General features: G+C 62.8%; 19 protein-coding genes and 1 riboswitch. Of the genes, 7 read left to right on the plus strand and 12 right to left on the minus strand.

Going from position 1 to position 23,958, the window contains the following annotated elements; all coding sequences use genetic code 11:
• The first annotated feature begins 60 nt into the window (after positions 1 to 60).
• A complete protein-coding gene (locus tag NP945_RS28355) occupies positions 61 to 1,236 on the plus strand; it encodes a GGDEF domain-containing protein (protein WP_128288514.1) in 1,176 nt (391 codons plus the stop codon).
• Here the strand turns inward: NP945_RS28355 and gcvP are convergent, their stop codons facing one another.
• The 3 genes from gcvP to gcvT are packed head-to-tail and all read right to left on the minus strand — an operon-like array spanning position 1,237 to position 5,539.
• Positions 1,237 to 4,047 carry an aminomethyl-transferring glycine dehydrogenase gene (gene gcvP, locus NP945_RS28360; RefSeq protein ID WP_256748169.1) on the minus strand — a complete coding sequence of 937 codons (2,811 nt, stop codon included), beginning with the start codon at positions 4,045 to 4,047 and terminating at the stop codon, positions 1,237 to 1,239.
• Between the two features lie 17 nt (positions 4,048 to 4,064).
• Positions 4,065 to 4,433, minus strand: a complete 369-nt coding sequence (gene gcvH, locus NP945_RS28365; RefSeq protein WP_013531953.1) for a glycine cleavage system protein GcvH — start codon at positions 4,431 to 4,433, stop codon at positions 4,065 to 4,067.
• A 5-nt stretch (positions 4,434 to 4,438) separates the two neighbouring features.
• Positions 4,439 to 5,539 (minus strand): glycine cleavage system aminomethyltransferase GcvT, encoded by a 1,101-nt coding sequence (gene gcvT / locus NP945_RS28370; protein ID WP_127267797.1) that lies wholly within the window; start codon positions 5,537 to 5,539, stop codon positions 4,439 to 4,441.
• 149 nt (positions 5,540 to 5,688) lie between these two features.
• Positions 5,689 to 5,775: riboswitch (glycine riboswitch) on the minus strand.
• A gap of 244 nt (positions 5,776 to 6,019) precedes the next feature.
• Between gcvT and NP945_RS28375 the strand changes: the two genes are divergently transcribed.
• Entirely contained in the window at positions 6,020 to 7,021 is a 1,002-nt protein-coding gene (locus NP945_RS28375) for a hypothetical protein (protein ID WP_256748170.1), read from the plus strand.
• Positions 7,022 to 7,079: 58 nt separating this feature from the next.
• Here NP945_RS28375 and NP945_RS28380 read toward each other — a convergent pair whose 3' ends face one another.
• On the minus strand, positions 7,080 to 7,808 hold the full coding sequence (locus NP945_RS28380; protein WP_127267799.1) for a GntR family transcriptional regulator: 729 nt from the start codon (positions 7,806 to 7,808) through the stop codon (positions 7,080 to 7,082).
• A 7-nt stretch (positions 7,809 to 7,815) separates the two neighbouring features.
• Positions 7,816 to 9,096 (minus strand): D-amino acid dehydrogenase, encoded by a 1,281-nt coding sequence (locus NP945_RS28385; protein ID WP_127267800.1) that lies wholly within the window; start codon positions 9,094 to 9,096, stop codon positions 7,816 to 7,818.
• 221 nt (positions 9,097 to 9,317) lie between these two features.
• On the opposite strand from NP945_RS28385, the gene NP945_RS28390 reads away from it, so the two are divergent.
• A complete protein-coding gene (locus tag NP945_RS28390) occupies positions 9,318 to 10,112 on the plus strand; it encodes an aspartate/glutamate racemase family protein (RefSeq protein ID WP_256748171.1) in 795 nt (264 codons plus the stop codon).
• A gap of 40 nt (positions 10,113 to 10,152) precedes the next feature.
• Here the strand turns inward: NP945_RS28390 and NP945_RS28395 are convergent, their stop codons facing one another.
• The 5 genes from NP945_RS28395 to NP945_RS28415 form a co-directional block, all read right to left on the minus strand.
• Entirely contained in the window at positions 10,153 to 10,944 is a 792-nt protein-coding gene (locus tag NP945_RS28395; protein WP_127810556.1) for a molybdopterin-binding protein, read from the minus strand.
• Position 10,945: 1 nt separating this feature from the next.
• Positions 10,946 to 11,827 (minus strand): cytochrome b/b6 domain-containing protein, encoded by an 882-nt coding sequence (locus NP945_RS28400; RefSeq protein ID WP_256748172.1) that lies wholly within the window; start codon positions 11,825 to 11,827, stop codon positions 10,946 to 10,948.
• Positions 11,828 to 11,924: 97 nt separating this feature from the next.
• Entirely contained in the window at positions 11,925 to 12,602 is a 678-nt protein-coding gene (locus NP945_RS28405) for a DUF1345 domain-containing protein (protein WP_256748173.1), read from the minus strand.
• A gap of 31 nt (positions 12,603 to 12,633) precedes the next feature.
• A complete protein-coding gene (locus NP945_RS28410; RefSeq protein WP_256748174.1) occupies positions 12,634 to 13,104 on the minus strand; it encodes a YaiI/YqxD family protein in 471 nt (156 codons plus the stop codon).
• Positions 13,105 to 13,174: 70 nt separating this feature from the next.
• Complete coding sequence (locus NP945_RS28415) at positions 13,175 to 14,302, minus strand: S-(hydroxymethyl)glutathione dehydrogenase/class III alcohol dehydrogenase (protein WP_127270241.1); 1,128 nt, start codon at positions 14,300 to 14,302, stop codon at positions 13,175 to 13,177.
• Between the two features lie 197 nt (positions 14,303 to 14,499).
• Between NP945_RS28415 and NP945_RS28420 the strand changes: the two genes are divergently transcribed.
• The 3 genes from NP945_RS28420 to NP945_RS28430 all read left to right on the plus strand — a co-directional run bounded on the left by NP945_RS28420 (position 14,500) and on the right by NP945_RS28430 (position 21,019).
• Positions 14,500 to 16,512 (plus strand): acetyl/propionyl/methylcrotonyl-CoA carboxylase subunit alpha, encoded by a 2,013-nt coding sequence (locus NP945_RS28420; RefSeq protein WP_256748175.1) that lies wholly within the window; start codon positions 14,500 to 14,502, stop codon positions 16,510 to 16,512.
• A gap of 108 nt (positions 16,513 to 16,620) precedes the next feature.
• Positions 16,621 to 20,148, plus strand: a complete 3,528-nt coding sequence (gene dnaE / locus NP945_RS28425) for a DNA polymerase III subunit alpha (RefSeq protein ID WP_256748176.1) — start codon at positions 16,621 to 16,623, stop codon at positions 20,146 to 20,148.
• 67 nt (positions 20,149 to 20,215) lie between these two features.
• A complete protein-coding gene (locus NP945_RS28430) occupies positions 20,216 to 21,019 on the plus strand; it encodes a potassium channel family protein (protein WP_127270750.1) in 804 nt (267 codons plus the stop codon).
• An 11-nt stretch (positions 21,020 to 21,030) separates the two neighbouring features.
• Here the strand turns inward: NP945_RS28430 and NP945_RS28435 are convergent, their stop codons facing one another.
• On the minus strand, positions 21,031 to 21,912 hold the full coding sequence (locus tag NP945_RS28435; RefSeq protein ID WP_127269138.1) for a DMT family transporter: 882 nt from the start codon (positions 21,910 to 21,912) through the stop codon (positions 21,031 to 21,033).
• Positions 21,913 to 22,109: 197 nt separating this feature from the next.
• Between NP945_RS28435 and NP945_RS28440 the strand changes: the two genes are divergently transcribed.
• Entirely contained in the window at positions 22,110 to 22,616 is a 507-nt protein-coding gene (locus NP945_RS28440) for a hypothetical protein (protein WP_256748177.1), read from the plus strand.
• Here NP945_RS28440 and NP945_RS28445 read toward each other — a convergent pair.
• On the minus strand, positions 22,613 to 23,941 hold the full coding sequence (locus NP945_RS28445; protein WP_256748178.1) for a DNA polymerase IV: 1,329 nt from the start codon (positions 23,939 to 23,941) through the stop codon (positions 22,613 to 22,615). The genes NP945_RS28440 and NP945_RS28445 overlap by 4 nt on opposite strands.
• Positions 23,942 to 23,958 lie beyond the last annotated feature (17 nt).

Genomic DNA, 23,958 nt, shown 5'->3' on the forward strand with positions numbered 1-23,958 from the left:
GGGCTGCCGCTGACTTAGAATGCAGCGCAACCGCCGACGCTCAAGAGGCCCTTGCCCGATATGCTGGACTTCAGTTCGCTTCTGCTCGCAGCCGCGCTGTCGGGCATATGCCTCAGCGTCACCATGTTTGCCATTTGGTTCACCGCGCCCAAGGCAGGTTTCGTGCTGACGGTTGCGTGCGGAATTCTGGTGCTCGTCGCGCATGTGATCCTGTTCTGGCGGTACACAAAGGATCCCGATCCACTGCTTTGTCAGATTGTGCTTGCGCTGCTCAGCCTGGGGTTCCTGATCATCTGCTTGTCGGCCATGCAATTTCTGGGGATGCCCGGCTACGGACGCGCCGTTGCACCTGCGCTTGCCGCCATGGCCATTTGTGCCGTCGTGACCTTTATGGGCTTTGACGGCATTGGCTTCATAGTCACCTACACCACGGTGACGGCGCTGCTGTCGGCGATCGGCGCCATGTTCTGGATCAACGGCAGTCACGATCGCCGCATCCTTCTGGTGGTTTCGTTTCTGAGCGGCACCTGCGCGATGTCGTTTGCGCTTTGCGGCGTGGTTCTGCTGACCAAGGGGCAATGGACGCTCGGGGTTGCGCCCGACAACTGGGCCGAACGATTGAATTCCGTGGTGGCGGTCGCCTGCATGACCGGGCTCGGAGCATTGACGCTCTCCCTCCATCATCTGCAGGCGCAAATTGAACTCAAGGCCGAGACCATGACCGACCCGCTGACTGGGTTGCTGAACCGCCGGGCATTGACGTCGCTCTACGGCGAACGGAGTTTCGGTCCGTTCATGTCCATCGTCATGTTCGACCTCGACCATTTCAAGCGGACGAACGATGTCTACGGTCACCCAGTAGGGGATCAGGTCTTGTGCCGTTTTGCCGCCGTCATCAAGAAATATGCCCGGCCCGGCGTCGACGCTTTTCGCCTTGGCGGCGAGGAGTTCGCAATCGTCATGTCGCGGATGACGGATGAAAAGGCTTACGATCTCGCCAGCAAGATAGGCGTGGCGTTCGGCACCGAAATCGTCCCCACCCAGCTCGGCAAGTTGCGCAGCACGGTCAGCGGCGGCATCGGCTTTGGCGAGGCAAGCGGCAGCAGGCTGGACAACGTGCTCGCCGAGGCGGACGCGGCGCTCTATGCCGCCAAACGCGCCGGACGAAATTGCGTCATCAGCCGCAAGAGGATGGGCAAGGCCGAGCCGATCAAGCCGGCCTTGCGCTCAGCGTAATTACTCCGCGGCACCCAGATAATCCGACAGCGGCGGGCACGAGCAGACCAGGTTGCGGTCGCCGGCGACATTGTCGATGCGTGACACCGGGGGCCAGTACTTGGCTGCCGTGTCGGCGTCGCCGGCCGGATAGGCCGCTTCCAGGCGCGAGTAGGGATGGGTCCACTGGCCGGCCAGCGCCTCGGAGGCGGTGTGCGGCGCGTTGACCAGCGGATTGTCGGCCAAAGGCCATTCGCCCCTGGCGACTTTTGCTGCCTCTGCCGATATGGCGATCATCGCCTCGCAGAAGCGGTCGAGTTCCCGCTTGGGCTCGGACTCGGTCGGCTCCACCATCAGCGTGCCGGCAACCGGGAAGGACATGGTCGGCGCGTGAAAACCATAGTCGATCAAGCGCTTGGCGACATCGTCGACACTGATGCCTGCACTCTCCTTGAGCACGCGGGTGTCGAGGATGCATTCATGCGCGACGCGTCCCTGCCTGCCCTTGTAGAGCACCGGGAAATGCGCACCGAGCCGCGTCGCGATGTAGTTGGCGGACAGGATCGCCGTCTCGGTCGCCTGCTTGAGGCCCGAGGCGCCCATCATGCGGATATACATCCAGGTGATCGGCAGGATCGAGGCGCTGCCGAAGGGGGCGGCGGAGACGGCGTGCGCCGAGCCTTCGGTGACATGGCCGGGCAAATACGGCTTCAAATGCGCCTTGACGCCGATCGGCCCGATGCCGGGTCCGCCGCCGCCATGCGGTATGCAGAAGGTCTTGTGCAGGTTCATGTGGCAGACATCGGCGCCAATGTCGCCGGGACGGGCAAGCCCGACCAGCGCGTTGAGGTTGGCACCGTCGAAATAGACCTGGCCGCCATGCTCATGGATCAGTGCGCAGAGATCGCGTGCGCCTTCCTCGAACACGCCATGCGTCGAGGGATAGGTGAACATCAGCGCCGCGAGATTTTGCGCATGCTCAGTCGCCTTGGCCTTCATGTCGTCCATGTCGATGTTGCCGTCTTCGGTGCAGCGCACGACGACGACGTTCATGCCGGCCATCGCCGCGCTCGCGGGATTGGTACCATGCGCCGAGGAGGGGATCAGGCAGACGGTGCGGTGGTTGTCGCCGCGTGAGCGGTGATAGCCGCGGATGGCGAGCAGGCCGGCATATTCGCCCTGGCTCCCGGCATTGGGCTGCAAGGTGACGGCGTCGAATCCGGTGATCTCCGACAGCCAGTCCTCCAGCTCACCGATCATGGCACGGTAGCCTGTCGAGTGCGCGGCCGGGGCGAAAGGGTGCAGATTGGCAATGCTCGGCCAACTCACCGGCATCATCTCGGCGGCGGCGTTGAGCTTCATGGTGCAGGACCCCAGCGGGATCATGGCGCGGTCGAGCGCCAGGTCCTTGTCGGCCAGCCGGCGCAGGAAGCGCATCATCTCGGTTTCCGACTTGTTTTCGTGGAAAACAGGCTGGGTCAGGAACTCCTTGCCGCGCGGCTTGCCGGGCACCGTGCTGTCGGCGGAGATACCAGCCTTGGCACCGAACAGGGCCGCTATTGCGTCGAGGTCGGCCTCGGTCGAAGTTTCGTCGAAGGCAATGCCGATGTGATCGGCATCGACGGCACGCAGCAACCTGCCACCCTTTTCAGCCGCAGTGGCGATCGAAGCTGCCTTACCCTTCACCTCGGCCGTCACCGTGTCGAAGCGGCTTGAACCGAGCACGGAGATACCTGCTGCTTTGAGCCCGGAGGCAAGACGATTGGCCAGCGTGTGGATGCGCCCGGCAATCGCCTGCAGCCCGGCGGGACCGTGCCAGATGGCATAGGCAGTCGCCATGTTGGCGAGCAACGCCTGCGCGGTGCAGATGTTGGAGGTCGCCTTGTCGCGGCGGATATGCTGTTCGCGCGTCTGCAAGGCAAGCCGGTACCCAGGCCGGCCCTTGCTGTCGGTGGACTGGCCAACCAGGCGGCCGGGCATCAACCGCGTGAGCCTGTCGGAGACGGCGCAATAGGCCGCGTGCGGGCCGCCAAAGCCCATCGGCACGCCAAAACGCTGCATCGGGCCGACGGCGATGTCGGCGCCGAGCTTGGCCGGCGCGTCGGTCAGCGTCAGGCCGAGCGGGTCGGCGATGAAGACGACGATAGCCCCGGTCGCGCGCGCCTTGTCGATCGCTGCCTTGTGGTCGCCATAGACGCCAAACGTATCCGGCCAGGAGACGAGCAGGGCGGCGGTGTTGTCGTCGATCGTCTCGCCATCGATCTCGATGCCGAGCGGCTCGGCGCGGGTGCGCACCACGTCCAGCGTCTGCGGATGCGGCGTGCCGGCAAGTGCGACCTTGGTTCGCTTGTCACGGTGGTGGCGTAAGGCGATGCCGACGGCTTCGGCCACGGCGGTTGCTTCATCGAGCAGCGAGGCCGAGGCCACCGGCAGGCCGGTCAATTCGGTGACCAGCGTCTGGAAGTTGAACAGCATTTCGAGCCGGCCTTGGCTGATCTCTGCCTGATAGGGCGTGTAGGCCGTGTACCAGGCAGGATTCTCGAACAGATTGCGCTGGATAACCGGCGGGACATGGACGCCGTGATAACCGGCGCCGATGAAGCTCTTCAGCACTGTATTCCCGGACATGACAGCCGAGAGTTCGGCCAGCGCTTCCGCCTCGCTCGCCGGTGCTGGCAGGGCAAGCGGCCGATCGAGCCGGATCGACTTCGGTACGGACTGGCTGATCAGCGTCTCGATCGAGGGCACGCCGATGGCGGCCAGCATCGCTCTGGTGTCGTTGAGGCCGGGACCGATATGGCGGGCCGAGAAGGGGTAGGGTGCTGCGGTCATGTCAATAAGTCCTGGTATCAACCGATATGGGCTTTGTAGGCGGCCTCATCCATGAGACCGGCGAGCTGGCTTTCGTCGGCAAGCTTCATCTTCCACAGCCAGCCGGCTCCGGTTGCTGCCGAGTTGACCAGCGACGGGTCCGACGACAGCGTGCCGTTCGCTTCAGTGATCTCGCCATCGACCGGTGCATAGACATCGGATGCCGCCTTGACGGATTCGACCACGACGGCGGTGTCGCCCTTGGTCAATTTCTTTCCGGTCTCCGGTAGTTCGACGAAGACGAGGTCGCCGAGCTGCTCCTGCGCGTAATCAGTGATGCCGACCGTGGCGATGCCGCCCTCGACGCGGAGCCACTCGTGATCTGATGTGAAATAGGTCGTTGCCATTGAGATCATCCTTTGCGGTAGCGATGCGGTGTGAAGGGCAGGGAACTGATATCGACTGGGATTTTTGTGCCGCGCACGTCGGCGAACACCCGCGTTCCGGGCTTTGCCAGAGGTGTCGAGACATAGCCCATGGCGACCGGATGGCCGGCCGAGGGGCCGAAACCGCCCGATGTGACCTGGCCGGCCGGATTGCCGTCGGCGTCGAAGAGCGCGGCACCGCCACGCACCGGCTGGCGACCTTCCGGCTTAAGCCCGACCCGCTTTTGCGCGGGTCCTTGTTCCACGGCGGCGCGGAGCGCATCGGCGCCGATGAAAGCGCCGGAAGCGCGGATGTCCTTTGGAATTGCCCACATCAAGGCGGCGCTGGCCGGATTGGTCTCCGGCGTGATGTCCTGGCCATGCAGGCACAGCCCTGCCTCCAGCCGCAGACTGTCGCGGGCGGCCAGGCCGATCCACAGCACGCGTTCATCGCCGAGCAGCTTCGCGACGAGATCGCGTGCATCGGCTTCCGGCAGGCCGATCTCGAAACCGTCCTCGCCGGTATAGCCCGACCGGCTCATGAACCAGTTCTTGCGCGGTTCGACACCATGCATGAAAAGCAGCGAGCCGGTCTCGATGCCGGCGCGGGAAAGGGCGGCCCAGGCTTCAGGACCCTGGATGGCCAGGAAGACGCGGTCGAGCGGCTCGACCCTGGCGTCGAAATCCGCGGCAAGTGCACGCAAATGCTTTTCGTCGGCGACGGCGTTGCCTGCGTTGGCGACTATCATGAACCTGCTATCGCCAAGTCTGGTGACGATGAGGTCGTCCAGGATGCCGCCTGCCTCGTTGAGGAAAAAGGACAGTTTGGACTGTGAGATTTGGAGTGCGCCTGCATCCAAGGGGCAAGCGCGGTTGAGCAGCGCAACCGCCTCCGGCCCGCTGACTTCGAACAGCTTCATATGCGAGATGTCGAACAGGCCGGCCTGTTCGCGGGTGTGAAGATGTTCCTTCATGACGCCCGCCGGATAGGTCAGCGGCATCGACCAGCCGGCAAAAGCACCGAAGCGCGCACCGGCGGTTACATGGATGTCTTCGAGGGGGAGGTGTCTTGTATCGTCGCCCGTCATGTCGTCTCCAGAGTCGCACGCAATCGGTCGCGAATGGCGACCAGTCCGTGCCCCTCTGTCTGAAGCCTGAGAGACTCGCGCAGCCGGAGCTCTGTCAGCGGCGCTTACACCTTCGGCGCGGGGGCAAGCCCCGACTTTCCAGAGTGTCTTTCCCGTCTACGGTTCTTTTGCCTGAGAGATTTCGGGCGATTTCCCCTTCGGCGACAGCTCTCGCTGTTCTCTCCCGCAAACAGGTAGGACTCAGACCCTGAGTCCTCGACGCGCCATCCATAGCTCGCGCGCGGCGGCTTGTCACCTGTCAGCGACATCTAAAGCGCGTGCGTACCATTCTTCAAAACCGCGGCACGTTTTTGGGCGACATGCGTTGGCCGACAAGTCTTCGCTAACCACGCCGTTTGCCGGTTTTTCAAGACACTGCTGATATGTTGGCGTGTATGACGCTTGGGGCCGGCGCTTGGCGACGGCGGACGGGGACGACAAATGGGCGAATTGATCATGAGCGCGCCGGTGGCCGGGCTGACCTCGAAAAGCCGCATCGCCGCGGAGGACGTAGCGATGTTGCGCCATGAAGTGTTCGGCGACGGCGTCGTGACGCGCGGCGAGGCCGAGGCGCTGTTTGCGCTCGATGCAACGGCGAAGGACAAATGCCAGGAATGGCCGCCCTTCTTCGTCGAGGCGGTCACCGACTATATCGTCCACCAGGAAAAGCCGTCGGGCTATATCTCGCAAGACAATGCCGACTGGCTGATCCGCACGATCTCGCGCGATGGCATGGTCGACAGCCGGACCGAGCTCGAATTGCTGGTGCATGTGCTGGAACAGGCGAAATCGTCGCCGAGCCAGCTTTGTGTGTATGCGCTGGAGCAGGTGGCGCATGCCGTCATTGACGGCAAGGGGCCGCTGATGCTCGGCGGCACGCTGGCTCCCGGCCTCATCGCACAGGCGGAGGTCGAGTTGCTGCGCCGGATCCTCCACGCCCATGGCGGCGACGGCAACATCGCCATCACGCGCGCCGAGGCCGAGGTGCTGTTCAAGATCAACGAGTGCACTGCCCAAGGGCACAATGATCCGTCCTGGAACGAGCTGTTCGTCAAGGCGATCGCCAATTTCATCATGTGCTCGGCCGGCTACGAAGCACCGACGCGCGATGTGGCGCTGCGCCGTGATGCCTTCCTCGAACATGCCGATCCGGAAATCGGCGGCTTCTTCAGCCGCATGATCTCCGGCGGCCTTGCCGGCATCATGGAAGCCTATCGGTCGCCAGGCGACATCGAGGCCGAGTGGGAAGCCAAGAACAGGGCGGCCGAGGCTCTGGCCCGCCGCGCCCAGACGGTCGATGCCGGCGAAGCCGGCTGGCTGATCGAACATATCGGCGTCGACAGGCCTCTTTATGAGAACGAACGCGCGCTGTTGACCCTGATCAAGCACGCCTCACCGGAAATCCATCCGGCGCTGAGGCCGCTGCTCGACAAGGTCGCCTGAGCGGTAGGGGTTGCCTGAGCGGTAGGGGGTTGCCTCGGTCAAAGCTGGGGTTGCCCGATTAGATCTGGTCGACGTCGATGTATATCCTTGCCAAGCCTTCCCTGACGGTCGACATGGCATCGGCGACACTGATGGCGATGTGGTCGTGCATGAGCCTTGCGGCGCTGTTGGCATCGCGGGCTACCATGGCCCGGGCGATTTCGCTATGTTCGGTGTAGGTTGTCGACAATCGCCGGTGCTTCTCCACTTCGATCTTGCGAACGAAATGGATGCGCGTGTTGATGCCTTCGAGCATGCGCGCCAGTTCGGGATTGCCTGACAGCCTGGCGATGCGGATGTGAAATTCCTCGTCCCTGGCGGTCAGTTCGGCGCTGGAAAACGAGTCGGCGCGCGCCATGGTGAGCGCCCACCAGTCGACGAGCGTGGCAAGCTCCTCATCTGTCGCGCGCTGGACCGCCAGCCTGACGGAGCGCTCCTCGAGCACCGCTCGCACGTCGGAAAGATTGACGATCTCGTCGACATCGAAGCCCCGGCAAAAGAAGCCGCGATTGGTCTGGAAGGTGATGAGTTCCTCCGTGACCAGCCGCTGGAGAGCTTCCCGGATCGGGCTGCGGCTGACATTCAGCCTCGCGGCAAGCGCCACTTCGTTGATGCGTTCGTTCGGCTTGAAGCGATAGTCCATCGCCATGCGACGGATCTCTTCATAGACACGCGGGCCGGTCTTGATCGGCTTGGATGCCAACGCCGCATTGTTGTCCTGGTTGGTTTGTCTGGTGGGTCGAAGCATGGCGTCGTCAAGCCTTTGCGGCGCTTGGTTCGGCGAACCGTGCCTGTGTGGGAAGGATGCCGTCGAGGGCGATCGGCGCTGCCCGGCCGGCGATCAGATCGGCGACGATACGGGCCGATCCATGCGCCATGGTCCAGCCGATATGGCCGTGCCCGGTGTTCAGCCACAGGTTTCGGATGTCGCGCAGGCCGAGGATCGGCAGGTTGTCGGGCGTCATGGGCCTCAGGCAGGCCCGCATCTCGGCGCGATCATAGGCGATGCCGCGCGGGAACAGGTCCTGCGTGACGCGCTTCATGAAGGCGAAATCCGAAGGCTTGTGGCTGCGATCATAGCCCGCGAATTCCGCGGTGGCGGTCACGCGGATGCGATCGCCCATCGGCGTGATGGCGACGAGATTGTGCTCATCGATGACAGGGAGTTTTGGAGCCAGCGCCTGATCGACGATGGGAATGGTCATGGAATATCCCTTGACCGGATAGATCGGCAGACCAAGGCCGATCTTGCGGGCGAGGACGGGGCTCTCGGCGCCGAGACACAGAACGTAGGTGTCGGCCAGAAACTCTCCCTTGTCGGTGACGATCTTGGTGATCGTTTCCTTTCTGCGTTCGATCCCCACGATCCTGGTCCCTGTCAGGATCTTGCCGCCCCTATTTTCGACGATGGCCGCCAGCGCGCGCGTGAACTTGGCGGCGTCGCCGGTTTCGTCGGTCGGACACAATACGCCGCCGGCAATGTTGTCGCGCGACAAAGCCAGCGCCGGCTCGCGGTCAACGATTTCCTGCGCGTCGACGATACGGATCTCCTGGCCGTCGGCCTCCAGCAGGCGCATGTTGGCGATGCCCTTGTCGAGCGCCTGGCGGTTGCGGTGGAAGTAAAGAATGCCGGCCGATGTCCTGTCGTACTGGATCGCTTCCTCCCTGACGACCGCCTGCAGGACCGATTGGGAATGGACCGCAAGCCGATGTTTGAGAAGGGTGTTGCGACGCGCTTTGGCGGCCGTGCATTGCATGAGGAAGCGCAGCGACCAGCTGTAGAGATGCGGGTCGGCGGAGAGCTTGAAACGAAGCGCCTGGTCTTTCTGGAACAGCGACTTCAGCAGGATTTTTGGCGCGGCCGGCGATGACCAGACGAAGGAATGGCCGGGCGCGATCATGCCGGCATTTGCCCAGCTAGCCCCTTCGGCCACCTGTGATGCCTGTTCGAGAACGGTGACCGTGTGGCCGTCCTTCTGCAACTGATAGGCAGTGGTGATCCCGACAACGCCACCGCCCAAGATCAATATGCGCATCGCTGACCCGAATGGTTGTCGTTTCTATTGTCGACAATTCAACAGGAAGACGCTGGCCATTGTCAACGGCGCGTGGGTCGACGATCGATTCACCGTTCAGACAGGGCGAAATCCCGGCATTTCCCGGTTCCCAAAATTGGAACGGAGCTCTTGACACGTTTGGCAAAGTTGTCGCTTCTATTGTCGACAATTCTGATTGGCATCAGGAAGGGGACTGCGCCATGGACGCCCCGCTTAGCCGCGCCGACGATGCGCTTGTCGTCGACAAGGAACACATTCCCTTCAAGACCGACGACGGCATCGGCACCCGCGCCAATCTCGGCCTGCTCGTCCTTCGAACCGACCAGACCATCGAGGATGAATTCCGCTATGCGCTGCCCGCGCGCGACATCGCGCTGTACGAGGCGCGGCTCTACAGCGATGTCGAGATCACGCCGGAAAACCTGATGAAGATGTCGGCCGTCATCCCGGAAACTGTCGGGCTCTTGCCGGACGTCAAGTTCGATGTGATCGGTTTTGCCTGCACCTCGGGAGCGCTGGTTATCGGCGAGCACAAGGTCGCCGAACGCGTTCATGAGGTGCTGCCGGGCGTGCAAGTGACCAACCCGGTGACGGCGGCAAGGGCGGCGCTGAAGGCCCTGGGCGTCTCGCGGATCGCGCTGCTCACCCCTTATCTGGCGAAAATCAATCATTCGCTACGTGCATCGCTGATGGCGCGGGGGATGGACATTCCGGTCATGGGCTCCTTCAACGAGGCGGATGACAATGTCGTTGCGCGCATCACGCCGGCATCGGTCAAGCAGGCCATCTTGGAAATCGGTGCGTCGAGCGACTGTGAGGCGGTGTTCGTTTCCTGCACCAGCATGCGCGTTGCCCGCATCATCGAGGACGTCGAGAAGGAACTGGGGAAACCGGTAACCTCGAGCAACCATGCACTTGCTTGGCATATGCTGCGGCTTGGCGGCATTGGCGAGCAGATTGCCGGAAAGGGCGAACTGTTTCGCCGCTCGCTATAGGTTGGCCATCTTTGGGGCCGCAGCGTTTGCGGTGTGCGATTCAGATTCCGCCGTACCAGTCATAACCATTGTCTTCCCAATAGCCGCCGCGACCGCCGCCGACAGTGGCGAAGCCATCGACCAACTCGATCTTGTAGAGATATTTCGGCATCTTGTAGCCGAGTTGGCGCTCGACGCGAACCCGCAGCGGAGCGCCGTTCTCGACCGGCAGCGGCTTGCCGTTCAGGCCATAGGCGAGAATCGTCTGTGGGTGGCGGGCATCGACCAGGTCGATGCTGCCGTAATATTTGATGTCGCCCGACAGGCTGCGGTCGATCGTGTCGAGGCAATGGAACATGACGTAACGCGCCTGCGGTTTGACCATCGCCTGGTCCAGCACCAGCGACAGCGGCGTGCCGGTCCATTTGGCGATGCAGCTCCAGCCTTCGACGCAGTCATGGCGGGTGATCTGGGTGCGGCTCGGCATATTCTGGAGTTGCTCGCGGCTGAGCGACAGCGGCTTCTCGACAAGGCCTGAAACCTCCAGTCGCCAGTCGGCAAAGTTGTTGGCGAGCAAGCCCTTGTAGACATCGTCATCGGGAGCGGTGACACCATTCGGCCGCTGCGGCTGGCGGATGTCGGCCTCGGTGAATTCCGGGGCGAGCGCGTCACTTCCGGCAAGCAGCCGCTGTGCGCGGTAGGTCAGGCCATTGGCGTTTTCGAGGAAACTGCGCAGGCCGCTGCCAACACCTAGCTGACTGTCGAAGGCGTCGCAGCCCGACAGCATGATGCCGGAGGCACCAAGGCTGGCACCGGTCAGGAATTTGCGGCGGCTGATCTCAAACTTCGCCATGTCAGGCACTCCTCTCGACGTTTTTGTCGTCCTGTGCGGGAGGATCGGTGCGATACCAGCCGGTGATGATCGAACGCAGTTCGTTGATCGGGCCGGCGGCCAGGATCATCAGGATATGGACGACGAAGAAGGCGACCAATAGCACCATGACGGTGAAATGGATGGTGCGTGCCGTCTGCCGGCCACCGAACAGATCGTTGAGGAACGGCAGCACCGAATTCATGCTCGGCGACATGGCCAGACCGGTGATGATCATCAGCGGCAACAGCACGAACAGCACCCCGCCATAGGCCATCTTCTGCAGCGTGTTGTATTCGCGCGTGTGGTGGAATTTGAGCTTGGCGTGGTCGACGATGTCTTGCGGCAATCGCTTCAAATCGTCGAGGCGTGGCGCGAGATCGCGCCGCAGATGGCCGTTCACGGTGCTGGCGACAAACCAGACGATCAACGTCGTGGCCAGTATCCAGGCAAAGAAGAAATGGATGACGCGCGCGGTGCCGAGATCATAGTAGGACGGGATGGTCGCCCAGGAGGGAAAGGCGCGGGACGTCTCCTGGCCGGCCGGACCCGACCAGCCGAGCACGCCAGTGGTGTCGAAGCGATGCCCGAAGATTTCCGTGTAGCCGCGCGGACCCGCATCGGAATTCTCGGCGCCGATGGCGAAGATGGTGTTGTTGTATTCGAAGCCCGATTCTTTGCCGATATAGAGCTGCGGACGGGCATTGAAGATCTGCAGACCTGACAGCAGCATGAAGAACAACGAGATAGCCCAAAGCCAATGCGTCAGCCGTGTCCAGCGCGACTGCCGGTAGATCAGCGTTTTGTCGTTCGACGCCGAAGCGCCTGGATCGGCGGCGGATTGGCTTCTGGCAACGGATTCCATGATGTTTCGTCTCCCGGCCTCGCGGCATGGCCTGCGCGTTCATTGTCTTCCTGATACGTCGCGATCCAAACCGATGTTTCATCCGATCACGGATTTATTACGGGCCGCCCAGGCTGACGGCGAGATTGACGGCGGCGGCGACGATGACCGTGTTGAAGAAAAAAGACAGGATCGAATGGACAAGCACGACACGACGCATATGCGTGGTCGAGATGTTGGTATCGGCGGTCTGTGCGGTCATGCCGATCACCGTCGAGAAGTACAGGAAGTCCCAGCCCTCCGGCCGTTTGTCGCCCGGAAACAGCAGTCCGCCGACAGGGATTTTCTTCCTGGTCTTGGCATCCACAGCATCGCCGTCCATCCAGTAGACATGAGCATAATGGAGCGCTGCCATGGCATGAATGGTGAACCAGCCGAGCGGGATCGACAGCAGCGCGAAGGTGAGCTCGACGGGATGGCTTCTGTCCTTCTGATTGATCAGTAGGAACAATGAGATAACGGCAACGCCGACGACGACAAGCGTCACAGCGAAGATGACCAGCACCGGCTGGTCCGTGGCACGCGCATTCCTGCTCAGATACCTGCCGGTGAACTTCGGCATCTGGGCGACGACGAGAATGACATAAGCGGCAAAGAACGCGTTGGCGCCGATCGAATAGGCGAGCGGGGCGTGCAGCAGCAACGCCACGAGAAGCGCAAAAACGCCAACGCAGGCCGACACAGCGAACAACATGTGGCGCTGAATGGGAGACTTCACCGGGGTTTCGGCAGCCATGTCGGTTCCAACCTGGGATGGCGCTCGGTTTCTAGTCTGGTGTGGCGGATTTGAGCGCCCGCCGCAAGATGCGGTCGAGTTCGCCGAGAAACCGCGACCGGTCTTGCGGCGCGAAGCTGGCATTGTAGCCCTTGCTTTCGCCGGTCTCGCGCAGATGCTGCTTCAGGTCACGCATCGCTACCGCCATGCCGATCGTTTCCGGCGTGAAGGGGCGCCCCGTTGGCCCAAGCACATGCGCGCCGAGTGCCACCGCGCGGGCGGCCAGCGGAATGTCGGCGGTGATCACAATGTCGTTGGTGCGTGCATTGTCCACGATCCAGTCGTCGGCGGCATCGGCACCTTTGGAAACCACGACATTGCGGATCATCGGATCGCGCGATGGCCGCAGGCCGCCATTGGAGACGTAGGTGACAAGGATGCCATGCCGGTCGGCCACTTTTTCGACCTCGGCCTTGACCGGGCAGGCGTCTGCATCGACGAGAATGGCGGGGAGTTCGCTCATGTTTCTTTTCTCCTCCCACTTGTGAACCACAGAGGTCGCGGGCCGATTGGGCGGCGGCCTGGTATCTTCCTCAGTAAACCACGACGCTTCTGATCGATTTGCCCTCATGCATGAGATCGAAACCCTTGTTGATGTCCTCGAGCTTCAGCGTGTGAGTGATCATCGGGTCGATCTGGATCTTGCCGTCCATGTACCAGTCGACGATCTTGGGCACGTCGGTGCGGCCGCGCGCGCCACCGAAGGCGGTTCCCATCCAGGTGCGGCCGGTGACCAGCTGGAACGGCCGCGTCGAGATCTCCTGGCCGGCACCGGCGACGCCGATGACGACCGACTTGCCCCAGCCGCGATGCGAGGCTTCCAGCGCCTGGCGCATCACCTTGGTGCTGCCGGTGCAGTCGAATGTGTAGTCGGCGCCGCCGATCTGGTCGGCGCCACGCTTGGTCATGTTGACGAGGTGGGGCACGACATCGCCGTCGATCTCCTTCGGATTGACGAAATGCGTCATGCCGAAGCGCTCGCCCCACTCCTTCTTGTCGTTGTTCAAATCGACGCCGATGATCATGTCGGCGCCGGCAAGTTTCAGGCCCTGGATCACGTTGAGGCCGATGCCGCCGAGGCCGAAGACCACGGCGGTGGCGCCGATCTCGACCTTGGCGGTGTTGATCACAGCGCCGATGCCGGTGGTGACGCCGCAGCCGATGTAGCAGATCTTGTCGAAGGGCGCGTCGGGGTTGACCTTGGCCAGCGCGATCTCGGGCAGCACGGTGAAGTTGGAGAAGGTCGAGCAGCCCATATAGTGAAAGATCTTGTCCTTGCCGATCGAGAAGCGCGATGAACCATCGGGCATCAGGCCCTGGCCCTGGGTGGCGCGGATGGCCGTGCACAGATTGGTTTTTCGCGACAGGCAGGAATGGCACTGGCGGCATTCGGGCGTGTAGAGCGGGATGACGTGATCGCCCTTCTTGAGCGAGGTGACGCCCTTGCCGATATCGACGACGACGCCGGCGCCCTCATGGCCGAGGATGGCCGGAAACAGACCCTCCGGATCGGCGCCCGACAGCGTGAATTCGTCGGTGTGGCAGATGCCTGTCGCCTTGATCTCGACCAGAACCTCGCCCTCACGTGGGCCGTCGAGATCGACCTCCATGATCTCCAGCGGCTTTCCGGCGGCGACAGCGACAGCGGCGCGGGTTTTCATCAGACGTCCTCCAATGCGAGTTTTTTCCAAGGTTTCAGGTTTTGCCGACACGATCAACTGGCGGCTGGCTCCCTGACTGGGCCACAGCGATGAATTGGAATCGCAAGTCGATTGAAAGGCAGTGAATTGCATGGTCGGCTTGACCCTGCAAGCACAGGCCATAAAAGGAACGGCCGACCCGAGGGATGACATTTCGCATGTTCACCAAGATCCTGATCGCCAATCGCGGCGAAATTGCCTGCCGCGTCATCAAGACGGCGCGCAAGATGGGCATCGCCACGGTTGCCGTCTATTCCGATGCCGATCGCGATGCCGTGCATGTCGAGATGGCCGACGAGGCGGTGCATATCGGGCCTTCACCAGCCGCGCTGAGCTATCTCGTCCCGGAAAAGATCATCGCCGCCTGCAAGGAAACGGGGGCCCAGGCCGTGCATCCCGGCTACGGATTCCTGTCCGAGCGGGCGGCCTTCTGCGAAGCGCTGGAAGCGGAAGGCATCATTTTCATCGGCCCGAAGCCCAAGGCGATCAAGGCGATGGGCGACAAGATCGAATCGAAGAAGTTCGCCAACGCCGCCAAGGTTTCCACCGTGCCCGGCTGGCTTGGCGTCATCGAGAATGCCGACCATGCCGAAAAGATCGCCGGCGAGATCGGCTATCCCGTGATGATCAAGGCTTCGGCCGGCGGCGGCGGCAAGGGCATGCGCATTGCCTGGAGCGAGGCCGAAGTGCGCGACGGCTTCGACCGCGCGCGCTCGGAAGCCAAGAGTTCGTTCGGAGACGATCGTGTCTTCATCGAGAAATTCGTCGTCGATCCGCGCCACATCGAAATCCAGGTGCTGGCCGACGCGCATGGCAACGCGCTCTATCTCGGCGAGCGCGAATGCTCGATCCAGCGTCGCAACCAGAAGGTCGCCGAAGAGGCGCCGTCGCCGTTCCTGGATGCCGATACGCGCAAGGCCATGGGCGAGCAGTCAGTGGCGCTGGCCAGGGCCGTCGACTACCAGAGCGCCGGCACGGTCGAATTCATCGTCGACAAGGACAGGAACTTCTATTTCCTTGAAATGAATACACGATTGCAGGTCGAGCATCCGGTGACGGAGCTCGTCACAGGCATTGATCTGGTCGAGCAGATGATCCGCGTCGCCGCCGGCGAAAAGCTTGCCATCAAACAAAGCGATGTCAAGCTGAACGGCTGGGCAGTGGAAAGCCGGCTCTATGCCGAAGACCCCTACCGCAACTTCTTGCCGTCGATCGGCCGGCTGACACGCTACCAGCCACCTGAGGAAGGACAATTCGGCGATGTCATCATCCGCAACGACACCGGCGTCACTGAGGGCTCCGAAATCTCGATGTTCTACGATCCGATGCTCGCCAAGCTGTGCACCTGGGCGCCGACGCGTCTGGAGGCCATCGATGCCATGTCGGAAGCGCTCGACAGCTTCGTCGTCGGCGGTATCGAGCACAACATTCCGTTCCTGGCTGCCTTGATGCAGCATCCGCGTTGGCGGGAAGGGCGGATATCGACCGCTTTCATATCGGAGGAATATCCCGACGGCTTCGCGCCGGTCGTACCGAACGACGATGAGAAGGCCGTGCTGGCGTCGATTGCGACGGCGGTGGAACTGCTGCGCCGTGACCGGCTCGACCGGCTGGGCGGGCGGCTGGCGCCGCATTCGGGAGCTCTGAAGCGCGACTGGGTGGTAAAGATCGGCGATGACTATCTGTCGGCCTCGATTATCGAGGGCATGATTTCCATTCCGATGGAAATCGATCTGTCGATCGAGGCCGGCAGGGCGTTGACCGTTGCATCAGACTGGCGGCCGGGCGACCTGGTCTGGCGCGGCACGGTCGGCAAGCGCAAGGTTACGGCTCAGGTCAGGCCGGTTGCCAACGGCTTTCGCATAGCCTGGAAAGGCATGTCGGTGACCGCGCGCGCCATGCTGCCGCGCACCGCCGCGCTGGAAAGGCTGATGCCCGAAAAGGTGGCGCCGGACACGTCGAACCTGCTGCTTTGCCCGATGCCCGGCCTTGTCGTGTCGATTGCCGTTGCCGAAGGCCAGGAGGTCAAGGCCGGCGAGACCTTGGCGGTGGTCGAAGCGATGAAGATGGAAAACGTGCTGCGTGCCGAACGTGACCTTGTCGTCTCCAAGCTCAACGCCAAACCGGGTGACAGCCTGGCTGTCGACGCGGTGATCATGGAGTTTGCGTAAGGCCTGGCGGGGCAGGCAGCCTGTGATCAGCAGTGGTTTGTGCTGGACTGGCATCGCGCGGTCCCGGACAATACATCTCCATCGACTCAAGGACCTTCACACAGCACCATGGCCGACGAAAAACTTCCCCGCGATCCCCTGAAGCGCGAAGCAGCGATTGCTGCGGCGCGGCCGGAGGCGCCGGCGCGGCCCTTCGTCCATTTGCGCGTGCATTCGGCCTATTCGCTGCTGGAAGGCGCCTTGCAGATCGGCAAGGTGGTGGCTCACGCCTTCAAGGACGAAGCCCCGGCCATTGCCGTGACCGACACCAACAATCTGTTCGGCGCCCTGGAATTCGCGCAGAAGGCGGTGAAGGACGGCATCCAGCCAATCATCGGCTGCCAGACGGCGCTCGCCTTTTCCGGCGAAAACAGCGATGGCCAGCGCGACCGCCGACGGCAAGGTCCCGATATGCGGCCGGTCGTCCTGCTCGCCGCGACCGAAGCCGGCTATTCCAATCTGGTCAGGCTGGTCAGCCGCGTCTACCTCGAAACGCCGCCAGGCGAAGCCGTGCACCTGACCACCGAAATGATGGAAGGCTATTGTGACGGATTGATCTGCCTCAGCGGTGGGCCGCGCGGACCGATCGGCACCGCGCTCAAGGAAGATCGCCGCGATCTGGCCGAAGCCCGGCTTTTAACCCTCAAGGCAATGTTCGGCGACCGGCTCTATGTCGAGTTGGACCGGGTTTCCGGTTATGATCGCGTGATTGAAAAGTCCTCGATCGATCTGGCCTACGCCCATGAACTGCCCCTGGTCGCCACCAACGAGGCGTTCTTTTCCTCTCGTGACGATTATGACGCACATGACGCGCTGATCGCCATCGCCGAAGGATCGGTCGTCGCCGCCGACAATCGTCGCCGGCTGTCGCCGGACAATTTCCTGCGCAGCCAGGCCGATATGGCTAGGCTCTTTGCCGATCTGCCAGAAGCGATCGACAACACTGTCGAGATCGCGCTGCGCTGCTCCTATTATCCCAAAAACCGCAATCCGATCCTGCCGCGCTTCACCGGCGGCGATGTCGCTGACAATGACGCCGCCGTGCAGGCGGAAGCCGACGAACTGGCCCGCCAGGCGCATGAGGGGCTCGACGCGCGCCTCGCCATGCATGGCCCAACCGCCGGCTACACGGTCGAGCAATACCGCGAGCGGTTGAATTTCGAGCTTGGCATCATCACCAAGATGAAGTTTCCCGGCTACTTCCTGATCGTTGCCGACTTCATCAAATGGGCCAAGGTGCAGGGCATTCCGGTCGGGCCGGGCCGCGGTTCGGGCGCAGGCTCGCTGGTCGCCTATTCGACGACCATCACCGACATCGATCCGCTGCGCTTCTCGCTGCTTTTCGAGCGCTTCCTCAATCCCGACCGCGTGTCGATGCCCGACTTCGACATCGACTTCTGCCAGGATCGGCGCGAGGAGGTCATCCGCTACGTCCAGCAGAAATACGGCCGCGACCAGGTCGGCCAGATCATCACCTTCGGTACGCTGCAGGCGCGCGCCGTGCTGCGCGACGTCGGCCGCGTGCTGCAGATGCCCTATGGCCAGGTCGACAAGCTCTCCAAGATGGTGCCGCAGAATCCGGCCAACCCGGTCAAGCTCGCCGACGCCATCGCCAACGAGCCGCGCTTTGCCGAAGAGGCCGAGAGGGAGCCGATCGTCCAGACGCTGCTCGACATGGCGCAGAAGCTGGAGGGCCTTTACCGCCACGCCTCGACGCACGCCGCCGGCATCGTCATCGGCGACCGGCCGTTGTCGGAACTGGTGCCGATGTACCGCGATCCGCGCTCGGACATGCCCGTCACCCAGTTCAACATGAAATATGTTGAGCAGGCCGGGCTGGTGAAGTTCGACTTCCTCGGCCTGAAGACGCTGACCGTGCTGGAGACGGCGGTCAAGCTGATCCGCCGGCGCGGCATCGAGATCGACCTGGCAACGATCCCGCTCGACGATCCCGAGACCTACGCCATGCTGTCGCGCGGCGAAGTGGTCGGCGTGTTCCAGGTGGAAAGCGCCGGCATGCGCAAGGCGCTGATCGGCATGCGGCCCGACTGCATCGAGGACATCATCGCGCTGGTCGCGCTCTACCGCCCCGGTCCGATGGAGAACATTCCGACCTACAACGCCAGAAAGCATGGCGAGGAGGAGATGGCGTCGATCCATCCCAAGATCGACCATCTGGTGAAGGAGACGCAAGGCGTCATCGTCTACCAGGAACAGGTGATGCAGATCGCGCAGGAGCTGTCCGGCTACTCGCTCGGCGAAGCCGATCTGCTGCGCCGCGCCATGGGCAAGAAGATCCGCGCCGAGATGGACAAGCAGCGTGAGCGCTTCGTCTCCGGCGCGGTCGAGCGTGGCGTCGGCAAGCCGCAAGCCGATTTCATTTTCGACCTGCTGGCCAAGTTCGCCGACTATGGTTTCAACAAATCGCACGCCGCCGCCTATGCGGTGGTTTCGTACCAGACCGCCTATCTCAAGGCGCATTATCCGGTCGAGTTCCTGGCAGCGTCGATGACGCTCGACATGGGCAACACCGACAAGCTGGCCGATTTCCGCCAGGACGCGCTGCGCCTTGGTATCGAGGTTCTGGCGCCTTCGGTGATGTCGAGCTTTCGCCCCTTCGAGGTCGGTGAGAACCGCATCTACTATTCGCTGGCAGCGCTCAAGGGCGTCGGCGATGCGGCGGTCGAGCACATCGTTGCCCAGCGTGGCGAAAAGCCATTCAAGAACCTCGCCGATTTCTGCGAGCGGGTCGATCCCAAGATCGTCGGCAAGCGCGTCTTCGAAAGCCTGATCATGGCCGGCGCGCTCGATTGCTTCGGCCATGACCGCGCATCGATGATGGCGGGCGTGGAACGCATGATGGGACTGGCGTCGCTGGCGCAGCAGAACGCGGTTTCCGGCCAGCACGACATCTTCGGCGCTTCGCTCGGCGCCCAGTCGCAGGCACTCAATCTGCCGGCGACAGAGCCATGGCTCGCCGCCGACCGGCTGCACCGTGAATTCCAGGTGGTCGGCTTCTATCTCTCGGCGCACCCGCTCGACGAGTACAAGGCGGCCCTGCAGAAGATGCGGGTGCAAACCTGGGCCGAGTTTTCGGCGGCCGTCAAACGCGGTGCCGCCGCCGGTCGTCTGGCCGGCACGGTGACATCCAAGCAGGAACGCAAGACGCGCACCGGCAACAAGATGGGCGTCATCGCCTTCTCCGATACGTCAGGCCAGTACGAAGCCGTGCTGTTTTCCGAAGGACTGGCGCAATATCGCGACCTGCTCGAGGCCGGCCGCTCCGTGGTCATCACCGTTGCCGCCGAGGACAGGCCGGAAGGCGTCAATCTGCGCATCAACTCGGTGCAGTCGCTGGAGGACGAGGCAAGCCGCATCCAGAAGGCGCTGCGCATCTTCGTGCGCAACGCCTCGCCGATCAACACGCTGGCCGGCCAACTGACCGTCAGGGGCGAGGGGCAGGTGAGTTTCGTGCTAATCAAGGACGAGGGCGAGGGCGAAATCGAGATCGAGCTGCCGAACCGCTACCGGATTTCGCCGCAGATCGCTTCGGCGATGCGCGCGGTGCCGGGTGTGGTCGAAGTGGAGTTGGTGTGACCCCCGCTCTTTCTCTCGCGCGGCAGTCAGCCGGGCGGTCGCTGCCGCGAACGCCAGCGCAGTCAGCATGAAGCCGGCGCAGAGGAACGGGTCGCAGGCGGTTTCAGCCTTGGCGCGGCTGCGTGACAGGCTGCGCAGGCTCTATCATGGGCGCACGCCGGCCGCTTTCCGGTTCCAACTGGTGGCCGTCGTCATCGACCTCGCCATCATCGCCTTCTTCATCGCGACGCCGGTTCTTCAGGACAAGCCGTCCTTCCTCTGGCTCGACTATTCGGCGGCCGCGCTTGTCGCCGCGGATCTGGTCGCCCGGCTGCTTGCCTCCAAAAACATGCTGCGGCTGATGAAGCAGCCGACGTCGTGGGTCGATGTCTTCATCCTTTTGACGCTGCTGATGCCGACGGCGTTCGCCAATCTCGCCTTCCTGCGCATCCTGCGGCTGTGGTCGCTGTCGCGCAGCGGTTCGCTCTGGCGGCATCTGGAGATGCGCGGCCTGAGGCCGTGGCGCGAGGCCAGCCACGCGGTCATCAACCTTTTGACCTTCCTGTTCGTCATCACCGGCTTCGTCTACACGTTCTTCTTCCGCACTGGCGCCGGTCTGGAAAACTATGTCGACGCGCTTTATTTCACCGTCGCCACGGTGACGACGACCGGCTTCGGCGACATCGTGCTGCCGGGCATAGCCGGCAAGCTGACCGCAATCGTCACCATGATCATCGGCATATCGCTGTTTGTCAGACTGGCTCAGGCGATCTTCCGGCCAGCCAAGGTTTTGTTTCCCTGTCCGCAGTGCGGCTTGCGGCGGCACGAGCCGGACGCCGTGCATTGCAAAGCCTGCGGTCATCTTCTCAACATACCCGACGAAGGGAACTGACGGCCGGCGTACTACGACGCCGCCACTTCGGCCGGCTTTATAGCCCTGCGCTGAAGATTGAGCAGATTGCCCATCAGGATCAGCAGCGCGCCGCCGGCGGTGAAGGCATCGATCTGCTCGCTATAGAGCAGCCAGCCAATCAGCGCCGATAGCGGCACGCGCAGAAAATCCATCGGCGAGACGATGGTCGCATCGGCATAGCCAAGCGCGCGGGCCATACAGAAATGCGACGACATGCCGGTGAAAGCGATCAGCACGATCCACGGCCATAGCTCCAGTGGCGGATTGCGCCACGTATAGAGCGCCGGGATGAGACCGACCATCGACTGGATAATCAGCATCCAGCAGATGATGCGCACGACGCTGTCAGTCCGGGTCAGCGATTTGATCGTGACCACCGAGATGCCGAAGCAGGCCGCGGCACCCAGCACGACGAGATGTCCAGGATCGACCGAGCCGACACCGGGGCGCACGATGATCACCACGCCGATCAGCCCCAGCCCGATCGCTGCCAGCTTGGGCCGGTTCAGCCTTTCGCCCAGAAAAATCACCGCCAGGATAGCTGTCCAGATCGGCGTGGTGAATTCGATCGAGATCAGCACCGCCAGCGGGATCAAAGTGAGGGCGTAGAGCCAGGCCGCCTGGCCCGTGTAATGGATGACGTTGCGGGCGATATGGGCAATGGGGCGCTGCGTGCGCATGGCTCGAAAACCGCCACTCATCATCACCAGCGGCAGAAGAATGAAGAAGCCGATCACAGAGCGCAACTCAAGCACCTGGAAGACGTTGAGCTCCGCTGTCGTGGCTCGGCCGGCGACCGTCATCCCAAGGAAGGAAGCGATCGACAGTGCCATCCAGAACGCGGCCTTGGGGATCGAGGGGGTGGGTGCCATTCGCGCTATGTCGCAGGCGAGGGCTTCTGCCGCAATCGCTACACAAGGCATTCTTCTGGGCCAGTCGCGACTGGCTGGATGTTGTAAAACAGTCGTGTGGCGGGCGGAACCTGAAACCGCAAGTGGCGTTGAGTTCCGGTGGTCAGCCGTGCTCGCGGACCGTCCCGCCTTTTTCAAGATCGACAAGGAGAGCTTCGATGAGATCCTTCGTGCAATTCGCGCTTACCGGCGGCTTATTGGTTGCGGCAGGTGCGGCACATGCCGACGAGGCCCAATTTCTCCAGGCGTTCAAGGGCAATTTCGCCGGCAAGGGTATCGTCAAGGTCACCACCGATGCGCCGACCGTGAACGTGTCCTGCACGTTCAGCTCGAACGCGACATCGACCTCCCTGTCGCTCGACGGCAATTGCCGGGGACTTGTCGTGGTCACGCGCGCCATCAGCGCGGACCTGAAGGCCAGCGGTGCCAAATACAGCGGCACCTATGTCGGCTCTCGCACGGGACCGGCGCAGCTTAACGGCAGCCGTTCGGGCAACGCGATCAACCTGGGCATTCGCTGGGCCAAGGAGGTCAATGGCGACCGAAGGGCGCAGATGAAGGTCGAGAAACGCGGCGAGAACGGCATGCGGCTGACCGTCATCGACACCGACCCGAAAACCGGCAAGAGCGTGGTGACGAGCAGGATTGATCTGCAGCGCACCTAATCCTCGAGCGGCTCCGGCGGATGGGTGTCGCGGCCCTTGCCGAATGTGTAGCCGGTTTCCACCGCCTTGCGGCCGAACTTGTCGCGCAGGGCGTCGATGGCGCCTTCGGCCATGGCGCGCTTGCGCGATTGGATGTCGACCAGATCGGGCGGGTCGGCTTTGTCGTCGTCCGAGAGGTCGCTGACGCCGATGCCAAGCAGCCGATACTTCGTGCCGTCGGTTTCCTTGCGCAGAAGCTCCACCCCGGTCTGAAAGATGCGGTCGGCGAGCCGGGTCGGATCGCCGAGCTGGTGATTGCGCGTGCGCAGCTTGAAATCCTGGGTCTTCAGCTTCAGCACCACGGTGCGCCCGGCAATGCCTGACTTTTTCAGCCGTGCAGAGACCTTTTCCGAAAGGCCCCTGAGAACCGCGACCAGTTCCTCCAGCGACGCGATGTCGGTGTCGAAGGTGGTTTCGGCCGATACGCTCTTGGCATCCTGGTCGGGATCGACGCGGCGGACGTCCTCACCGCGCGAAAGGTGGTAGAGCCGGTCGCCCATCGTGCCGTAGCGGCGCATGAGGTCGCCGCGATCCATCTGCTGCAACTGGCCGATGGTGCGGATGCCGTCACGCTCCAGCGTGGCGTTGAATGCCTTTCCGACACCCCAGATCATGGTCACCGGCTGCGCCGAGAGGAAGCCGACTGCCTCGGCCTCGCCGATGACCGAGAAACCGCGCGGCTTGCGAAAGTCAGACGCAATCTTGGCGAGGAACTTGCAATAGGACAGGCCGGCCGAAACGGTGATGCCGATCTCCTTCTCGACGGCCTGCGCGAAGCGCGCCAGCACCACAGCGGGCGGCAGGCCGTGCAGTCGTTCGGTGCCGGCGAGGTCGAGAAACGCCTCGTCGATCGACAGCGGCTCGACCAGCGGTGTCAGCGCTTGCATCATGGCGCGCACTTCGCGGCCGACGCGCACGTATTTTTCCATGTTGGGGCTGATGACCACCGCCTCCGGGCAGGCTTCGAGCGCCTTGAACATCGGCATGGCCGAGCGCACGCCCTGGATGCGGGCGATATAGCATGCGGTGGAGACGACGCCGCGCTTGCCGCCGCCGATGATCAGCGGCTTGTCCTTGAGCGCCGGATTGTCGCGCTTTTCGATCGCCGCATAGAAGGCGTCGCAATCGATATGGGCCAGATGCAGCCGGTAAAGCTCTGGATGGCGCGCAAGCCGCGGGCTGCCGCAGCGCTCGCAGCGGCGCGCCTGGCTGCGCTGAAACGTCAGGCAGTCGCGGCAAAAACCGTGATCGGGATTGTTGACAGGGGCCGCCATCGCTGCGAACATAAAGAGAACAGATGCAA

Source organism: Mesorhizobium sp. LMG17149 (assembly GCF_024518695.1).
Classification (GTDB): Bacteria; Pseudomonadota; Alphaproteobacteria; order Rhizobiales; family Rhizobiaceae; genus Mesorhizobium.

Excerpts from the sequence above, each read along its gene's own strand:
- NP945_RS28355 (WP_128288514.1), top strand. The coding sequence starts at position 61 with ATGCTGGACTTCAGTTCGCTTCTGCTCGCAGCCGCGCTGTCGGGCATA.
- gcvP (WP_256748169.1), bottom strand. The coding sequence starts at position 4,047 with ATGACCGCAGCACCCTACCCCTTCTCGGCCCGCCATATCGGTCCCGGC.
- gcvH (WP_013531953.1), bottom strand. The coding sequence starts at position 4,433 with ATGGCAACGACCTATTTCACATCAGATCACGAGTGGCTCCGCGTCGAG.
- gcvT (WP_127267797.1), bottom strand. The coding sequence starts at position 5,539 with ATGACGGGCGACGATACAAGACACCTCCCCCTCGAAGACATCCATGTA.
- NP945_RS28375 (WP_256748170.1), top strand. The coding sequence starts at position 6,020 with ATGGGCGAATTGATCATGAGCGCGCCGGTGGCCGGGCTGACCTCGAAA.
- NP945_RS28380 (WP_127267799.1), bottom strand. The coding sequence starts at position 7,808 with ATGCTTCGACCCACCAGACAAACCAACCAGGACAACAATGCGGCGTTG.
- NP945_RS28385 (WP_127267800.1), bottom strand. The coding sequence starts at position 9,096 with ATGCGCATATTGATCTTGGGCGGTGGCGTTGTCGGGATCACCACTGCC.
- NP945_RS28390 (WP_256748171.1), top strand. The coding sequence starts at position 9,318 with ATGGACGCCCCGCTTAGCCGCGCCGACGATGCGCTTGTCGTCGACAAG.
- NP945_RS28395 (WP_127810556.1), bottom strand. The coding sequence starts at position 10,944 with ATGGCGAAGTTTGAGATCAGCCGCCGCAAATTCCTGACCGGTGCCAGC.
- NP945_RS28400 (WP_256748172.1), bottom strand. The coding sequence starts at position 11,827 with ATGGAATCCGTTGCCAGAAGCCAATCCGCCGCCGATCCAGGCGCTTCG.
- NP945_RS28405 (WP_256748173.1), bottom strand. The coding sequence starts at position 12,602 with ATGGCTGCCGAAACCCCGGTGAAGTCTCCCATTCAGCGCCACATGTTG.
- NP945_RS28410 (WP_256748174.1), bottom strand. The coding sequence starts at position 13,104 with ATGAGCGAACTCCCCGCCATTCTCGTCGATGCAGACGCCTGCCCGGTC.
- NP945_RS28415 (WP_127270241.1), bottom strand. The coding sequence starts at position 14,302 with ATGAAAACCCGCGCCGCTGTCGCTGTCGCCGCCGGAAAGCCGCTGGAG.
- NP945_RS28420 (WP_256748175.1), top strand. The coding sequence starts at position 14,500 with ATGTTCACCAAGATCCTGATCGCCAATCGCGGCGAAATTGCCTGCCGC.
- dnaE (WP_256748176.1), top strand. The coding sequence starts at position 16,621 with ATGGCCGACGAAAAACTTCCCCGCGATCCCCTGAAGCGCGAAGCAGCG.
- NP945_RS28430 (WP_127270750.1), top strand. The coding sequence starts at position 20,216 with ATGAAGCCGGCGCAGAGGAACGGGTCGCAGGCGGTTTCAGCCTTGGCG.
- NP945_RS28435 (WP_127269138.1), bottom strand. The coding sequence starts at position 21,912 with ATGGCACCCACCCCCTCGATCCCCAAGGCCGCGTTCTGGATGGCACTG.
- NP945_RS28440 (WP_256748177.1), top strand. The coding sequence starts at position 22,110 with ATGAGATCCTTCGTGCAATTCGCGCTTACCGGCGGCTTATTGGTTGCG.
- NP945_RS28445 (WP_256748178.1), bottom strand. The coding sequence starts at position 23,941 with ATGTTCGCAGCGATGGCGGCCCCTGTCAACAATCCCGATCACGGTTTT.